The organism is Candidatus Magasanikbacteria bacterium RIFOXYB2_FULL_38_10, assembly GCA_001783145.1.
GTDB lineage: Bacteria > Patescibacteriota > Patescibacteriia > Magasanikbacterales > UBA10003 > GWC2-40-17.
This window is the reverse complement of sequence record MFQT01000016.1, coordinates 18,243-34,365: the sequence shown is the minus strand read 5'-3', so window position 1 is coordinate 34,365 and position 16,123 is coordinate 18,243. Positions and strand designations below refer to the sequence as shown.

Genomic DNA, 16,123 nt, shown 5'->3' with positions numbered 1-16,123 from the left:
TTTTATCCTCTTTTTTTGCCATGAAAGGCTTTGTAAACGTCTCTTAAGCCTTTATCTGTAATGTGGGTATAAATTTGGGTGGTGGTGATGGAAGAGTGACCCAGCATGGCCTGCACGCTTCTAATATCCGCTCCATTGTGCAGTAAATCAGTGGCAAAACTGTGGCGCAAGACATGGGGCGTAATTTTTTTGGTAATACCGGCGGCACGGGCGTATCCTTCTATCATCCTTTGAATGCTACGGGGAGTTAAGCCATTGGCCATTATTTTATCATTTTTTCCAAGTTTAATCAAGACCCCGCCGGCTCGTTCTCTCCCTTCCTGCTTTTCCCTGCCCTTTTCCGCCCTGTCCAGCGGCACAAAAATAAAAGGACTCATATCCTGCCGGCTGTCCAAATATTTTTTAAGCCAGTATTTAGCCTGATTATTTAAAAATACCACGCGTATCTTTCCACCCTTGCCGCGAACGGAGAACTCTTCTTTGTTTAGGTTGATGTCGTCTTTTTTAAGATTAGCTAATTCGGAGACGCGGAGTCCTGTGCTAAAAAGCATTTCTAAAAGAGCTTTATCTCGCAATTTAATAAGTTCTCCGCTTTTCCCCGCTGTCTTTTTTTGCAGGGGCGCCTCTAAAAATCTATCCAAATCACCGCCCTCTAAAAAAGAAATTTGACGCTCCGGCATTTTAGCTAATTCTATTTTTTCCGGAGCCAAAGTTTTAATGTCGCGTTTGGAAAGGTATTTTAAAAAGGAACGCAGAGCAATTAAATGATAGTTTTGAGTGGAGGTTTTGATTTCTCTGCCGGCAGTGGCTTCTTTTTGGCGATGTAGCCAAAGTCTAAATTGACGTACCACTTCTAAGGTAATATCGGCCGGATTTTTTATATCGGTTTGGTTTATAAAACGTTGCAAATAAAATTCATAGTTGTGCACGGTTTTAGGTGAACGATTTTTTTCGATTTCCAAGTATTCTAGGAATTGTCGCAAGGCATCGGCAATATTCATATGCTAATATTATACGACACTTGAAGCTTTTTGGCAATAAAAAATACCTTGGAATCTCCAAAGTGGTTTTTAAAATTATTACCTTAAAGATTAAATGGTGTTTCGTCATCCGGACTGCTATTGTAATTCACTGTTATTTCTTCATTAGCGGGGATATTTTTTACTGCAAAATAAGTAATAGTCTGTTTTTTAAGATCAAATTTGTAATTGGCGTTGGAATGGTAAGAATGGTTGTAAAGCAAGCCAAAACCTAAAGGCAAAGATCCTTCTTTAAATCCTTTTCCCCAGCAATAATAGTATTTGTCCAAACGAGTTTTTTCTATAAACTTTAATTCTTTTTTAGATAGGGGAATCACTGGACATACTTCTATTATTGTCCCTTTTGTAATTTTGTTTTTAGAAAATACTCCCCGTCCCTTGTCCTTTACTTTTTTGTAATACAAATTCATAATGATTATTCAATTTTTTAAGCTTCCATAATTTAAAAACGGGGCTTTAGAACGCTCCGTTTTTAAATTGGTTTATACTAAAGTCACGCTGGCTACTTTGTCATTAGTTTCTTTAAAGCGCATTAATCTGACGCCTTGGGTAGCGCGTCCGGAAACAGACACTGTACCAAATGGTAATCTGATAATTTGTCCTTTGTTAGACATAATCATCAAGTCCCTTTCATCTTTGGCATTTACCACGTAAGCGCCAATAATTTTGCCTGTTTTTTTGGTCACTTTAGCGGTTTTGATACCTGAGCCGCCACGTCCTTGAAGGCGATATTGGGCGAGAGGTGTGCGTTTCCCCAGACCCTCTTCGGAAATAATGAATAATTGAAAAGACTTGGCTAAATTAGGATCAACTATATCCATGCCGATAATTTTATCACTGCCTTTTAATCTGATACCGCGGACGCCGGAAGCATTGCGACCCATGGCGCGAATTAGTTTTTCTTTAAAACGGATGGATTGTCCGCCAGAGGTGATGAGCATTATTTCATCAGAGCCGGTAGAGGGTTTGACCCACATTAAAGTATCGCTACCTTTTAATTTTAAAGCGATTAGGCCCGAGCGGCGCACATTGGAAAAATCTTTAATGTCCACTTTTTTGGTGACACCTTCTTTGGTTACCATTACTAAATACTTAAAGTCTCCCAAATCGGTTAAAGATAACACAGCGGAAATCTTTTCGTCAGGAGCCAATTGTAAAAAGTTCACAATGGCCTGGCCTTTGGCAGTTCTGGATCCCTGTGGCACCTCATAGGCTTTTAATTGAAAGACACGGCCTTTGGTGGTGAAAAATAATAAATCCGCGTGGGTGGTGGTGGAGAATAAATGTTCCACCACGTCTTCTTCTTTGGTGGTGACACCAATCACACCCTTGCCACCGCGATGCTGAGTCTTAAAGGTATCGGGCGGTAAGCGTTTAATGTAGCCATCTTGCGTAATCATGACAATGGTGTCTTCATTAGGGATTAAATCTTCACTGGAAAATTCTTTTACCCCGTGAGCGACAATTTGCGTGCGGCGTTCATCGCCAAATTTTTCTTTGATTTCTAAAATTTCTTTTTTAACAATTTCTTGAATTTTTTTAGTGGAGGCCAAAATGGCTTGCAATTCTTTTATCAAGGCCAATTTTTCTTTTAATTCATCTTCCACTTTTTGCCTTTCTAGGTTGGCCAGTTGTTGTAATTTCATTTCCAAAATGGCATTGGCCTGAATTTCCGTTAATTTAAATTTGACCATCAAATTAATGCGGGCCGCATCTTTGTCTTTGGAGCTTTTAATGGTTTTGATGATAGCATCAATATTGTCCAAAGCAATTTTTAAACCCTTCAAAATATGAGCGCGCTCTTCGGCTTTTTTTAAATAAAATTCAGTGCGGCGGCGGACTACATTTTTGCGATGCTTGATGTACTCCTCCAAAATTGTTTTTAAATTTAAGATGCGCGGTTGAATGCCATCCACCAAAGCCAGCATATTAAAATTGAAAGTGTCTTGTAGTTGAGTTTGATTAAAAAGCTGATTCAAAATCTTTTTGGGGTAGGAATCTTTTTTAAGTTCTATTACCACGCGCACGCCTTCTTTGTTGGATTCATCGCGCAAATCTTTAATGCCTTCTAATTTTTTTTCGTGCACCAATTCGGCAATTCTTTCTACTAAGGTGGCCTTGTTGACTTGATAGGGGATTTCGGTGACAATAATTTTAAATTGACCGGCTTTGTCTTCTACAATTTCTGTTTTGGCGCGCATTACTACGCGACCGCGGCCTGTGGCGTAGGCCTGAGCAATTTCTTTTTTATCATAAATAATACCACCGGTAGGAAAGTCCGGGCCTTTGACAAATTCCGTCAACTCTTCTATTTCGGCATCAGGATGATCTATTAAATGAATGATGCCATCGCATAATTCGGTTAAGTTATGGGGTGGAATATTGGTGGCCATACCTACGGCAATACCCATGGAGCCGTTTAATAACAAGTTGGGAAGTTTAGCCGGTAAAACTTGTGGTTCTTGGTGCGTGCCGTCGTAGTTGGCGGAAAAATCCACTGTTTCGGATTCAATATCCAAAAGTAATTCTTCGGCAATTTTGGCTAATTTGGCTTCGGTATAACGATAAGCGGCAGCCGAGTCTCCATCCATAGAGCCAAAATTACCCTGCCCATGCACCAAAGGATAACGCAAGGAAAAATCTTGGGCCATACGCACCATGGAATCATAAACCGCCATGTCGCCGTGGGGGTGATACAAACTTAAAACATTACCCACGATGGTGGCGGACTTACGGAATTTAGAACCGGCGCGTAATCCAGATTCCCACATGGCGTACAAAATACGGCGATGCACCGGTTTTAAACCGTCGCGCACATCCGGTAGGGCGCGGGCGATAATAACACTCATGGCATAATTTAAGTATGATTCCTGTACTTCATTTATAATTGGCTGAATAACAATTTTGCCTATGTTTGCTAAAGGATCAATATCCGGTAATTTTTCTTGTTTTGAGAAGGCTTTGATTCTCGGCATAATTATTTTATTTTTTTTCTATTTTATTTTTTAATTCTTTAATTTGTTCTGAGGTAAGCGTTGGTAAAGTGGCGGCGGGGGCAGTGGTGGAATTTTTAACTGTAGAAGAAGCTGTTCTCATTTCTGTTAAAATTGAACCCGCCGCTTTTTTTAAATTATTTAAATCACTGGTGGAATCTTGTAAAAGATTTTCTAATCCGTTTTGGTTATTTTGAAAAATATCCGTGGCCATACTTTTTCCCAATGCCGATATCTGTAATTGACCAGACAGAGTATGGACCCAAAAAAATAAAATAGCTAACATTACTATACCTGTGCCTGCCCATAGCCAAATATTTCTTTGCCGATTAAAATTATTTGTTGAATTTAAATTGACCAAATTTTTTTTTAAAGATTTGTTTTTTTCTTTTTCTAATTTTTCTTTAGAAATAGATTGATAAAACATATTTTAGGGCTAATCGCCGAGACGCAAAAATTAACCCTTGCTTAATAGAACTAATTTAGTTTCTTCTTGTGGCAAATCTCTTTTGTTAACTTTTAGTTTGGGTAACCATTCAACATCTTTTTGTCCCATGAGTTTGGCAAATTTATCTGCGTTATCAAAGGGCAAATTTTGTCCGGGCGAATTAAAAGAATGAGGAATTACTAGGCGTGGTTCAATTTGGCCTATTAAATCATTGGCTTCATCGGCTGACAAAACAGTTTTGCCACCGATGGGAAGCAAGGCAATATCAACCACACCTAATTTTTCTATAAGCTCATCGGTGAGTTTTCCTTTAAAAGTGCCCAAAAAAGTTAAGGACATCAGTTCTGTTTCAAAATGATAAATGAGTTGAGGCTCCTCTTTGTCTACTTTGGGCAGGGGGATGGCATAAATCATTACGCCTTGAATTTCATATTCGCCCGGAGTGGAAATAACAAAAGGTTCGCCCGATAGGGTGATAGTGTTTTCTGCACCATTTGTTAAAAGCACAATGTCGCTTTTTAAATTGCGCGGTAAATCAGCTTTGGGTAGATTATAGGGGTTGATGAGAATAGAGACCTCTTCTTTAAGGGGAGTTTTGGTTTCTATTTTAAAGGCAGAATTACCAAGCCAGGAAATATGCATAGTTTTTAAGATTTCAAGATATTAAAATGTACATATATTATACTAAATTTAGGCTGGGGGTGCAAGTGGGTAAGGTTACGGGGGATTGCCTAAATCTTGACTGCCTACGTATATACTGCTATACTGTATTTAACTTAATTAAACCCCGAGAAATGGGGGCTGAAATTATCAAAAAATGGCTAAACTAAGGAGATGGTTGCCGCAATTTTACTTGCTTAGCACCAATTCCCGCCAAGATAATTTTCGGCTAATTCTTTCTTTTAGAAAGAGTTGAGAAACTCTTTTTATTATCCCAAGGCCTCAGACTGAAGGATAAAATAGTTTTATGACTACCTTAAAAGAAGAAATTAAAGGAGTGATGGAGGACAAGAAAAATAATAATTTTAAGCAACTTATTGCCGACGCGCAATTTACCAAAGTGCCTAAAATTAGTGACTTAGTTAAGGGCGAAGTGCTTTCCGTAAGCCGTTCTTTGGTGCGCATTAATTTTCCGGGTTTTAGAACCGGTGTGGTGCGCGGTGAAGAATTGTATGAGTCTCCTGATTTTGTTAATTTAAAACCTGGCGATGAAGTGGAAGCCACTATTTTGTCATTGGAAAATGAAAATGGCGAGATGGAGCTTTCCTTTAAAGAAGCAGGTTCCCGCAAATCTTGGGAAGCTTTGGCCGGTTTGTTAAAAGAAGGCAAAATCGTGCAAGTTAAAATTAAAGATGCTAACCGCGGTGGTTTAATGGTGGGCTTGGATTCCGTTTCCGGCTTTTTGCCTGTCTCGCAATTAAATCCGGAACATTATCCACGCGTAGCCGGCGGTGATAAAAACAGAATTTTGGAAAGATTAAAATCTTACATTGGTCAAATGTTTTCCGTGAAAGTTTTAGACATCAATGAAAAAGAAAATAAATTGATTGTTTCCGAAAAGGCGGCTTGGGAAGAAGAAAAACGCAGCATGCTCAGCTCTTATAAAGTAGGGGATATTGTAGAAGGCACCATCACCGCGTTAACCGACTTCGGCGCTTTTGTAAAATTTGATGAAGTGGAAGGCCTTATTCATATTTCCGAAATCGCTTGGCAAAGATTAGATCATCCTAAAGACATCTTAAAAGTGGGTGAAAAAATCAAAGCTGAAATCATTCAAATTGAAGGAGCCAAAATTTTCTTATCAATGAAAAAATTAACTCAAGATCCTTGGGAAGGCATTAAAGAACGCTACGGTTTGGGCCAGCAAGTTAAAGGTAAGGTTTTAAAAGTTAATCCTTTTGGCTTGTTTGTGGAATTAGATAAAGATATTCAAGGTTTGGCGCACGTTTCCAGCTTGGGAGAATTAAATCCCAAAGAAGGGGATTTGTTGGATTTTGAAATCATCTCTATTGAACCGGCTAAACATCGCTTGGGTTTAAAATTGTTTGGACAGGAGGAACCTCATCAAAAGAAAGAAGAAAAAAATTAGTCTTTCTTTAACTAACTAATTTTGACCGCCCGGAGGTTTAAAATTTGTTAATCTAAAATTAAAACTATGTCACCATTTGTTAAAAACCTGCTTTTATTTGTTGGCGTGTTGGTGGTTTTATCTTTGGTTTTTGGCGGTTTTAGCGCCAACAAAACCAAAGTGGATCAAGTTAGCTTGGATAAAATCATCGCCGAGTTGCAAACTCAAGACATTAAAAAAATAGAAGTGGAGGGCGATGTTTTGCGCGCCACTTTAAAGAATGATACGGTACAAGAGGCTAAAAAAGAAGCCGGTGATACCTTAAGCAGTTTGGTTAAAAACTACAATGTTGATCAGGCCAAATTAAAAGATGTGCAAGTCTCCATTAAAAATGATCACGGTTGGGCCTTTTGGATCAGCAACTTGCTCCCTTTTGTTTTACCCTTTTTGCTTTTGGGCGTTTTGTTGTATTTTATGACGCGCCAAGTGCAAGGGGTTAATTCTCGGGCTATGGGTTTTGGCCAATCCACTGCCAGAGAAACCGGCAAAGATGATAAAAACAAAAAAACTTTTAAAGATGTGGCTGGAGCGCGCGAAGCCAAAGAAGAACTGCAAGAAGTGGTGGAATTTTTAATCACTCCTAAAAGATTTGCCGAGATGGGTGCTAAGATCCCCAAGGGAGTTTTATTGATGGGTGCTCCTGGTACCGGCAAAACTTTGTTAGCTAAAGCTGTGGCCGGAGAAGCCAATGTGCCGTTCTTGCACATGTCCGGTTCGGAATTTGTGGAAATGTTTGTGGGTGTAGGCGCCTCCCGCGTGCGCGATTTGTTCAAGCGCGCCAAGAAAGAAGCCCCAGCCATTGTTTTCATTGATGAGATTGACGCTGTGGGACGTCGCCGTGGAGCAGGGCTGGGTGGTTCGCATGATGAAAGAGAACAAACTTTAAATCAAATTTTGGTAGAAATGGATGGTTTTGAACCCAATTTGGGTGTTATCGTGATTGCGGCCACCAACAGACCGGATGTTTTAGATCCAGCCCTGTTGCGTCCGGGTCGTTTTGACCGTCGCGTAATAATTGACATGCCGGATATTCAAGACAGAGAAGAAATTTTGTTTGTTCACGCCAAAGGTAAGCCGCTGGCTAAAAATGTTTCTTTGCGTAAAATTGCCGAGCGTACTCCAGGCTTTTCCGGAGCGGATTTGGCTAATCTTTTAAATGAGGCGGCTATTTTAGCAGTGCGCCGCGGTAAAAAACAAGTAGGCGAAGAAGAAATTTTAGAGAGCATAGAAAAAGTAATTTTGGGCCCGGAGAAAAAGTCTCGCGTGATGACAGAAAAAGATAAGACAATGACTGCTTATCACGAAGCCGGACATGCCGTGGTAGCCAATTTTTTGCCAGGCTGTGATCCTGTGCGCAAGGTTTCTATTGTCGGTCGGGGATTAGCCGGGGGCTATACTTTATCTATGCCGGAAAAAGATGTACATTATCAAACTTTGTCCAAAATGAAAGATAATTTATCTATGATGCTTGGCGGATTTATGGCAGAAAAAATTATTTATGGTGAGGACCAGCTTTCTACCGGACCTTCTAGTGATTTAAAAAAAGTCACACAGTCAGTCACTTCTATGGTAATGCGTTTTGGCATGAGTGACAAATTAGGACCCAGAATGTTTGCTGATAATGAAGAATTGATTTTTTTGGCTCAAGAAATTCATGAGAAGAAAAGTTATAGTGAAAAGACAGCTGAGCTAATTGACGCGGAGATTTCTAGAATTTTGGAAGAGGCTAAAAACAAAGCCGGGGAAATAATTGGCCGATATCGTGTACAGATGGACAAATTGGTTAAAGTGCTGTTAGAAAAAGAAGTGGTGGAACAAGAAGAGTTTAAAGAGATAATGAAGGGGTAAAAAAAATTTTAAATTAAAAAGCGCTTCTTATTTAAGGAGCGTTTTTTAATTTAAAGATGCTTAGGCATGTTTGTTAGACCCAAATTTTAAAATTTGGTATAATAACATTAAGTTAAATTAACTTAATTATTTTTTGTTTATCTTAGTTCTTTATGTCTACCAAACATTCTTCTCTTTATCGTCAAATTATCAGTCAGGCTTGGAAAATTTCCTGGCATCATAAAATGATGTGGGTTTTTGGTATTTTTAGTGCCTTTATCGCCACTGGCGGCGCTTTAGAAATTTTTAGCCGCAATGTTCAAATGATTTTCACTCCCCATTTGCCATTTTTTTGGCGAGCAGAAATGCACTTTGTTGGTGGTTGGTCAAAAATTCCTTTGTTAATAATGTTGTTTCTTCTTTGCTTGGGCTTGGCTGTTTTTTTTGTTCTGATGATTGTTCGTTCTTTTGCCACTTTAATTTTGGCTACGGATAAATATGAAGGTAAAAAAATGGATTTGGGAAAAATTTGGCAGCAAACTAATAAAAATTTTTGGTTGGTTTTTTGGCCTTTGCTAGTCTTAAAAATCATTGTGGGGTTGGCCATTTTATTAAGTATTTTTCCTCTGTGGCTTATTTGGAGCGGCTACAATTCCAATATCTGGCCTTGGATTTATCCCATTCTCTTTATTTTGGGGGTAGTTATTACCATCATTGCTTCACTTTTAATGGTTCTGGCCGGGGCTTATGCCACTATTAAGAAGTATCCTTTGTTAAAATCTTTAAAGATGGCTTGGTTTCTTTTTATAAAAAATTGGTTAACCAGTTTAGAAATGGCCGTGGTGATTTTTTTGCTTAATTTTTTATTTGGTATTTTAACGATTTTTGGTTTGTTTATTATTGCTATTCCTACTTTTCTTTTTGTTTTTTTTGGTTTATTAATCCTTTTTCCTGTTTTAACCAACGTGGCTTTTTTCTTAGGAACCTTATTTTCTATCCTCTTAATTTTATGGTTGGCCGGATTTTTAGGGACCTTCCATACCGTGGCTTGGACTTTGCTTTTTAAACGAATGGAAGAAGGAACGGCCACAGCCAAATTACATCGTTTAGCTAATCAATTATTTCGTCGTTAGTTTTTATTTATGCCTAAAGTGTCTTTAAAATTAGCCTCTGATGAATCGGCCGCCAAATTGGCCGGCAAGATGCATGATATTGTCATTAAAGAAAAAGAGACCGAGGCGGAAAAATTGGCGGGGTCTTTGGGCGCGCCTTATATTAATCTTTTTCGTTTTCCAATTACAGCGGAAGCCATTAGTTTAATTCCCGAGATTGAAGCGCAAAAAAAGAAGGTCGTGTGTTTTTTGTTTACCGGATCGGAAATTAGGTTGGGCGCCATCAATCCACAAAAAGAAGAAGCCAAAGAACTTTTGCATGTTCTGGAAGAAAGGCATCACAGCCGCGGCGTTATTTATTTAATTTCGGAAAACAGCTTTAAAGAAGCGGTTAAATTTTATTCCGCTCTGCCTGTTATTAAACCAATCACCAAAGATGTTAGTATCACGGAACAAGATTTGGAACGTTTAGGCTCCAGCATCAATTCTTTAATAGAGTTTAAAAAACAATTGGCCAATCTTGATAATGTGACAGACTCGGTTACTCTGTTGGTGGCGGCTGCTTTAAAATTGGAGGCTTCGGATGTTCACGTGGAATCTGAAGAAGAGGGTGCGGTGGTACGCTATCGTTTGGACGGAATTTTGCAAGAAGCAGGGTTAATTTCTAAAGAATTATGGTCACGGATAATTTCCAGGATCAAACTTTTGGCGGGATTGAAAATTAATATTATTGATACCCCGCAAGACGGCCGTTATACCATTGTTTTGAAAAACGCAAAAGTTGATGTTCGTGTTTCTACTTTGCCTACGGTTTTTGGGGAATCAGTGGTAATGCGCATTTTAAAATCAGTGTCAGCTTTAAGTTTTGAAGAGTTGGGTTTACAAGACACCCTTCTGGGGGCTTTAAAAAAACAAATAGAAAGACCTTCGGGTATGGTAATTACAACCGGCCCCACTGGATCCGGTAAAACTACCACTTTGTATGCCATTTTACAGCAATTAAATAAACCGGGAGTAAAAATTATTACTTTAGAAGATCCTGTGGAATATAAAATGCCGGGGGTTAATCAAAGCCAAATTGATGCCAGCCGTGAATATACTTTTGTCAAAGGTTTGCGTTCCTTGTTGCGTCAAGATCCGGATATTGTCATGGTAGGTGAAATTAGAGATTTAGAAACAGCGGAAACGGCTATTCAAGCGGCTTTGACCGGGCATTTTATGCTTTCTACCATCCATACCAATAATGCCGCTGGAGCTGTGCCCAGGTTTTTATCTATGGGCGTTAAACCCTTTTTGCTGGCGCCAGCTTTAAATGCGGTCATGGGTCAACGCTTGGTGCGTCGTTTGTGCAATGTTTGTAAAAAAGAAATTTCTCTTGAGGAAATGTCTTTAAAGAAAGCTAGAGAAACTTTACAAAAATTACCAGCGGAATTTTTAACCAAGCATCAAATCATTTTAGATAATTTAAAATTTTATGGTCCTGTTGGTTGCGAAGCATGTAATGGCTTGGGTTATAAAGGACGTATTGGTATCTATGAACTTTTAGAAATGAACAAAGAAATTGAGGCTTTAATTTTAAAAAATGATGTTTCCGGTTATGCTATGGAAGAGGTGGCTATTAAGAATGGTATGATCACTATGGCTCAAGACGGTTTGCTAAAAGCTTTACAAGGCATCACTTCGGTTGAAGAAGTTTTTAGAGTGGTGGAATAGTTTTTTTATTTCGCCCTCAATTTGCGCTGTTTAACCAATTTATCTACAAAATTTGTTATTAAAATTTAAAAATTTAATTTTTTATGCCTCCACGCAAAACTATCACGGCTCGGCCGCGTAAGAAAAAAATAATTTCAGAGCCGTTAATTAATGTGCCTCCGGAATTAGAAGAGGAGTTTTTTTCTAAGGCGCCAATAATAATTCCGCAGGATTTTAATCCTTCGCCGCGTTTTTATCGCACTATTGCTTTAACCTTTTTGGGTGTGGCGTTGGTTTTAATTTTGGGAGTTTTGTATTTTACCCTGGGCAAGGCGGAAATTTCTTTATCTTTAAAACCTAAAAATGTTAAAGCGGATTTCCTTTTAGGCGTAGTACCACAAAATCCCGGCCCCAATCAAATTAATGGAATGGTTTTGCAGAAAAATATAAAAAATGAGAAGTTTGTTGCCGTGACTGACGAGGGCGAAGGAACCCCCAGTCAGGCTACTGGCAGAGTGACAATTTACAACCAGACTAATCAAGATAGAACCTTGATAGCTACCACCAGATTGTTATCTCCAAATAATATTTTGTTTAGAATGAAAAAAACTTTAGTAATACCGGCGCGGGGACAGGCAGAATCAGATGTTTATTCTGATAAAGTTGGCGTGGAAAACGAAATTGGACCGACTGAATTTACTATTCCCGGGTTGTCGACGGAATTGCAAAAAGTAATTTTTGCGGAGAACAAAGAAAAAATGACCGGTGGCTTAAAATTTATAAAAACAATCACTGATGATGACATAAAAACAGCCGGTGAAACTTTAATTAAAGAATTGGCCGTTCAGGCGCAGGATGAATTAAAGCAAACAAGCACATCCACTGTCAATTTTGATAATGCGGTTTGGCAGGTTTCCTCGCAATCTTACAAAAGCGCGGCCAAATTAGGCGAAGCCGCCGATAGTTTTAAAATAGCCGGAGAAGTTGTGGTGATTGGAGTATTTTACAATAGTCAGAGTTTGAATAAAATTTTATCAGAACAATTGCGGGCGGCTTTAAGTGAGAATGAAGTAGTGGTTGGCAAACCGGATTTGCCGGTGATTAGTTTAAATAAGTTTGATCTTAAAGCAAGAACAGCCGAATTAAAAGTAGCTCAAGATGCTCTGGCTCAAGTTAGTTACTTGGAAGATGTGATAGATAAAAGTAAAATTTTGGGTCAGAAAAAGTCCATAGTAGAAGAATATTTGCGTTCTTTGCCCTGGATAGAAAAGGCCGTGGTTAAATTATCACCGGCTTGGATTTTGTCCGTACCTAAAGAAATGAGTCGTGTAAAAATTAAGATAGATCAGTAGAAAAAGTCCTCCGTTAATACGGAGGTCTTTTTTTTTGTTAAGCAGTAAGTCTTAGGGGCGGAGGGGGTTGATTTTTTAGTCATTTTTAGTAGAATATAAGTTATTATGAAGTTTTATCTTATCACTTACGGCTGTCAGATGAATAAGAGCGATTCAGAAAGAATTGCCGGTTTTTTGTGTGATTTAGGCTGGGAAAAAGTTGAAAGGCCGGAAGAGTCTGATTTGATTATTTTGAATTCTTGCAGTGTAAGGCAAAGTGCGGAAGACAGGGTAATCGGCGAGGTAAAAAATTTGGCAGAACTTAAAAAAAATAATCCTCGTTTGGTAATAGCAGTTACCGGTTGTCTGCCCGGCAGAGATAAGAATAATAAATTACGTCAAAATTTCCCCGGGGCTGATTTATTTTTTCCCATTATTGATATAGTTAATCTTCCTCAGATGCTGCAAAATTTGGGTGTGTATTTGTCGGTTTCCAACTCCGCGTTGGATTATTTGGATTTTACGCCGCAATATACCAATAATTTTCAGGCATTTATTCCAATCCAAACCGGTTGTAATAATTTTTGCGCTTATTGCGTGGTGCCTTATAGCCGTGGCCGGGAACGTAATCGGCCGGTAAAAAAAATTTTGCAGGAAGTGAAAAAATTAGCAGACAAGGGTTTTTTGGAAATTATTTTGCTTGGCCAAACAGTTAACAACTATCAAGCTCCTGATGAGGAAAATTTTTCTAAAGTCAACCCTTTTAAAAATCATTTTGCCGCTCTTTTGTGGGAACTTAATCAAATAGGCGGTCTTAAGTGGATTCATTTCACGGCCGCTGATCCACAATATATGAATGATGAAATAATTGCCGCTTTAAATTTGTCTAAGCAAGTTAATTATTTGCATCTGCCGGTGCAAGCGGGAAGTGATAAAATTTTATCCCAAATGAATCGTCATTATAGTAAGGAAAAATATTTAGAAATAGTCGCTAAAATAAAAAAAACCCGTCCTGGTATAGCGCTGGGCACGGATATCATTATTGGTTTTCCCGGTGAAAGCGCGGAAGATTTTTTAGAAACAGTTGATTTGTATAAACAAGCCGATTTTGATATTTCCTATAATGCCAAGTATAGTCCGCGTTCCGGCACCCCGGCTTTTAAAATGTCAGACGATGTCAGCCGCGAAGAAAAAGAGCGTCGGTGGTGGGTTTTGCAGAATTTAATGGAGGAAATAGTTTTGCGCAAGAATCAAATTTTTAAAGATAAAGAAATAGAGGTATTGGTAGAAAAATGTGAAAATGGCTTATGTAGCGGTCATACTTACGAAATGAAGTTTGCCCAGCTTAAAGGTGGGGAGAGTTTGGTGGGAAAAATTGTTAAAATGAAAGTAGAACAAGCGGGAATGTGGGTTTTACGTGGGGAAATTGTTTAATGAATTTATGTTTAAAAAATTACCTAAAATAATTGCTGTAGTGGGACCGACCGCCTCGGGAAAAACCGCTCTGGGAATTTTTTTGGCGCAAAAATTTAAAGGTGAAATAATTTCTGTTGATTCAAGGCAAATTTATAAGGGTATGGATATTGGTACTGCCAAAGTGGAAGGAAAAAAAAATGTTGATGGAAATGGTCGGGAATGTTTTGACGTGGAAGGCGTGCGACATTATGGCATTGATTTAATAGAGCCTGATAAAATTTATTCCGTCGCCGAATTTAAAGAATATGCCCTTCAAGTAATGGCGGAAATTATACAACGGGGAAATTTACCAATTTTGGTTGGAGGTACCGGTTTTTATCTTAAAGCGATTGTAGAAAATTTAAAAATTCCCCGGCTGGCTCCCAATTTAGATTTGCGTCAAAGTTTAGAAAAAAAAGATTTAGCCGAATTAGTAAAGGAACTTAAAAAAATAGATCCGGTTTCGTCAGAAAAAATAGATTTAAAAAATAAACGCCGTGTTGTCAGGGCTTTAGAAGTGGCTAATTTTACCGGACAATCTTTTGCCGGCAATTGGCGAAAAGGAGAAAAATTGTTTGAAACTTTAGAACTCGGCATTACTCAGACACGCGAGGTTTTATATCAAAGAATTGACGAACGCGTAGAAGAACAAATTAAGAATGGTTTGGTAGAAGAAACTCAAAAATTAATTTCTAAATGGTACAAATGGAGTCTACCTTCTATGTCTGGAATCGGTTATAAAGAAATAGGAATGTTTTTGCGGGGAGAGATTAGTTTGGAAAGGGCCAAGGAATTTATAAAATTTAGAACACATGATTATGCCAGGCGTCAAATCACTTGGTTTAAAAGTATTACGGAAATTAAATGGATTGAAAATGTAGAAGAGGCAGAAGATTTAACTAAAGTTTTTTTAGCTCAATAATTTATGCTTTTTTCGCTTTATTTTTTGGCGATTTTAGGGTCGGTATTTTTTTTAATCGCCATATTTTATTTTATTATTGTTCCTTTTAGCAGTTTAATAAACGATTTAACACGTCGTAATACAGCCCCTTACGTTTCTTCGCGTCGCCGGGCCATTAAGATGATGATTAAAATGGCTGATATTAAAGCAGGAGAAACGGTTTACGACTTGGGTTGCGGAGATGGTCGTTTGGTTTTTGAAGCTTCTAAAATTAAGGGAAGTAAATGCGTGGGTATAGAAGTTAATCCCTGTGTTTTTCTTTTGGCCTGGGTTAAAGGAAAAACCCTGGGCTCTTCTGCTGTTATAAAAAAAGAAGATTTATTTGCAATGGATTTATCACAAGCCGATGTAATTTTCACTTATTTGCTACCCAGAATGATGTGGGAATTAGAAGATAAAATAATTAAAGAGGCTGGGAAAAACGTTAGAATAATTGCCAATTCTTTTGAATTTAAAAAACTCAAATGCTTAAAAGAAGAAAGAGATGGTAAGATCGTGGTAAGGGAATATAGTTTTTCTAGAATCGGAGTGTAAAATCGGAGGGGGTTGACATTATTGAGGATACGTGGTAATCTTCACTGTTGTCTGGGGTTAATTTTTTTTGTGCTTCATTGATAAAAAAAGGTTCTTTCACAAAGGAGAGTAAATCATGAAAGTTCTTAAGGTTTATTTTTGTGCCATTGCTTATTCGCCGGATTACCCGCATGGCGATTTAAAGCATAGTCTTTTTTTTGAGTCAGACCCTTTGAAGAAGATTTATTTAGCCTTGACCCGTTTGCTAAATAAGGCTCTTCAGTCTGGTGGAGATTTGTCTAACGTGCAAGTGGAATTAGACAACAGCATCGTCCATAGTTTGAATTACTGGGTCGCCTTTGTTGGGGTGCCTCAAGATCCATACTATAACCAGTCTTATTTGCGAGAGTGGTTTGCCAAGGTCCAGCAGCCCAATTGGTTGGAGAAAAAGTCTCGCGAGATGTTCCATCGTCCCAAGGTAATTTATGAATTTGCCGTGCGTGTGGAAAGAGATCAACAGAAGTTGGTGATCAATTTTTATCCTAAGGGTAAGAAAAATCCCTTTGATTACGATTTCCAAGTCAACTAACAGCTTCTTAACTTAGCTTTAAACATCCCGCAGT

The 16,123-nt window shown here is 38.4% G+C and carries 14 protein-coding genes; 9 read left to right on the top strand and 5 right to left on the bottom strand.

Features of this window, described 5'->3' with window-relative positions; all coding sequences use genetic code 11:
* Positions 1-2: 2 nt before the first annotated feature.
* From A2294_00945 to A2294_00925, 5 genes are all read right to left on the bottom strand, one after another.
* Positions 3-1,001, bottom strand: coding sequence for a hypothetical protein (locus tag A2294_00945; GenBank protein ID OGH85323.1), 999 nt, complete (start codon positions 999-1,001; stop codon positions 3-5).
* 83 nt (positions 1,002-1,084) lie between these two features.
* On the bottom strand, positions 1,085-1,450 hold the full coding sequence (locus A2294_00940) for a hypothetical protein (GenBank protein OGH85322.1): 366 nt from the start codon (positions 1,448-1,450) through the stop codon (positions 1,085-1,087).
* Positions 1,451-1,522: 72 nt separating this feature from the next.
* Positions 1,523-4,015: a DNA gyrase subunit A gene (locus A2294_00935; GenBank protein ID OGH85321.1), complete on the bottom strand. Its 2,493-nt coding sequence runs from the start codon at positions 4,013-4,015 to the stop codon at positions 1,523-1,525.
* A 7-nt stretch (positions 4,016-4,022) separates the two neighbouring features.
* Entirely contained in the window at positions 4,023-4,460 is a 438-nt protein-coding gene (locus A2294_00930; GenBank protein ID OGH85320.1) for a hypothetical protein, read from the bottom strand.
* A 30-nt stretch (positions 4,461-4,490) separates the two neighbouring features.
* A complete protein-coding gene (locus A2294_00925) occupies positions 4,491-5,123 on the bottom strand; it encodes a hypothetical protein (protein OGH85319.1) in 633 nt (210 codons plus the stop codon).
* Between the two features lie 325 nt (positions 5,124-5,448).
* On the opposite strand from A2294_00925, the gene A2294_00920 reads away from it, so the two are divergent.
* From A2294_00920 to A2294_00880, 9 genes are all read left to right on the top strand, one after another.
* The gene (locus tag A2294_00920) at positions 5,449-6,570 is read left to right on the top strand and encodes a hypothetical protein (protein ID OGH85318.1); all 1,122 of its coding nucleotides are present in this window, start codon (positions 5,449-5,451) and stop codon (positions 6,568-6,570) included.
* 66 nt (positions 6,571-6,636) lie between these two features.
* The gene (locus A2294_00915; protein ID OGH85317.1) at positions 6,637-8,457 is read left to right on the top strand and encodes a cell division protein FtsH; all 1,821 of its coding nucleotides are present in this window, start codon (positions 6,637-6,639) and stop codon (positions 8,455-8,457) included.
* A gap of 152 nt (positions 8,458-8,609) precedes the next feature.
* Positions 8,610-9,569, top strand: a complete 960-nt coding sequence (locus A2294_00910) for a hypothetical protein (GenBank protein OGH85316.1) — start codon at positions 8,610-8,612, stop codon at positions 9,567-9,569.
* 387 nt (positions 9,570-9,956) lie between these two features.
* Positions 9,957-11,261, top strand: a complete 1,305-nt coding sequence (locus tag A2294_00905) for a hypothetical protein (protein ID OGH85411.1) — start codon at positions 9,957-9,959, stop codon at positions 11,259-11,261.
* Positions 11,262-11,344: 83 nt separating this feature from the next.
* On the top strand, positions 11,345-12,592 hold the full coding sequence (locus A2294_00900; protein ID OGH85315.1) for a hypothetical protein: 1,248 nt from the start codon (positions 11,345-11,347) through the stop codon (positions 12,590-12,592).
* 105 nt (positions 12,593-12,697) lie between these two features.
* A complete protein-coding gene (locus A2294_00895) occupies positions 12,698-14,005 on the top strand; it encodes a tRNA (N6-isopentenyl adenosine(37)-C2)-methylthiotransferase MiaB (protein OGH85314.1) in 1,308 nt (435 codons plus the stop codon).
* A 7-nt stretch (positions 14,006-14,012) separates the two neighbouring features.
* On the top strand, positions 14,013-14,948 hold the full coding sequence (locus A2294_00890) for a tRNA (adenosine(37)-N6)-dimethylallyltransferase MiaA (protein ID OGH85313.1): 936 nt from the start codon (positions 14,013-14,015) through the stop codon (positions 14,946-14,948).
* A gap of 3 nt (positions 14,949-14,951) precedes the next feature.
* Positions 14,952-15,521, top strand: a complete 570-nt coding sequence (locus A2294_00885; GenBank protein ID OGH85312.1) for a hypothetical protein — start codon at positions 14,952-14,954, stop codon at positions 15,519-15,521.
* A 115-nt stretch (positions 15,522-15,636) separates the two neighbouring features.
* Entirely contained in the window at positions 15,637-16,089 is a 453-nt protein-coding gene (locus tag A2294_00880) for a hypothetical protein (GenBank protein ID OGH85311.1), read from the top strand.
* The last annotated feature ends 34 nt before the right edge of the window (positions 16,090-16,123 follow it).

What these genes read in the sequence shown, in the direction of transcription:
- A2294_00915 (OGH85317.1), top strand. Translation starts at nt 6,637, where the DNA reads ATGTCACCATTTGTTAAAAACCTGCTTTTATTTGTTGGCGTGTTGGTG.
- A2294_00925 (OGH85319.1), bottom strand. Translation starts at nt 5,123, where the DNA reads ATGCATATTTCCTGGCTTGGTAATTCTGCCTTTAAAATAGAAACCAAA.
- A2294_00890 (OGH85313.1), top strand. Translation starts at nt 14,013, where the DNA reads ATGTTTAAAAAATTACCTAAAATAATTGCTGTAGTGGGACCGACCGCC.
- A2294_00880 (OGH85311.1), top strand. Translation starts at nt 15,637, where the DNA reads ATGAAAGTTCTTAAGGTTTATTTTTGTGCCATTGCTTATTCGCCGGAT.
- A2294_00910 (OGH85316.1), top strand. Translation starts at nt 8,610, where the DNA reads ATGTCTACCAAACATTCTTCTCTTTATCGTCAAATTATCAGTCAGGCT.
- A2294_00935 (OGH85321.1), bottom strand. Translation starts at nt 4,015, where the DNA reads ATGCCGAGAATCAAAGCCTTCTCAAAACAAGAAAAATTACCGGATATT.
- A2294_00940 (OGH85322.1), bottom strand. Translation starts at nt 1,450, where the DNA reads ATGAATTTGTATTACAAAAAAGTAAAGGACAAGGGACGGGGAGTATTT.
- A2294_00885 (OGH85312.1), top strand. Translation starts at nt 14,952, where the DNA reads ATGCTTTTTTCGCTTTATTTTTTGGCGATTTTAGGGTCGGTATTTTTT.
- A2294_00945 (OGH85323.1), bottom strand. Translation starts at nt 1,001, where the DNA reads ATGAATATTGCCGATGCCTTGCGACAATTCCTAGAATACTTGGAAATC.
- A2294_00930 (OGH85320.1), bottom strand. Translation starts at nt 4,460, where the DNA reads ATGTTTTATCAATCTATTTCTAAAGAAAAATTAGAAAAAGAAAAAAAC.
- A2294_00900 (OGH85315.1), top strand. Translation starts at nt 11,345, where the DNA reads ATGCCTCCACGCAAAACTATCACGGCTCGGCCGCGTAAGAAAAAAATA.
- A2294_00920 (OGH85318.1), top strand. Translation starts at nt 5,449, where the DNA reads ATGACTACCTTAAAAGAAGAAATTAAAGGAGTGATGGAGGACAAGAAA.
- A2294_00895 (OGH85314.1), top strand. Translation starts at nt 12,698, where the DNA reads ATGAAGTTTTATCTTATCACTTACGGCTGTCAGATGAATAAGAGCGAT.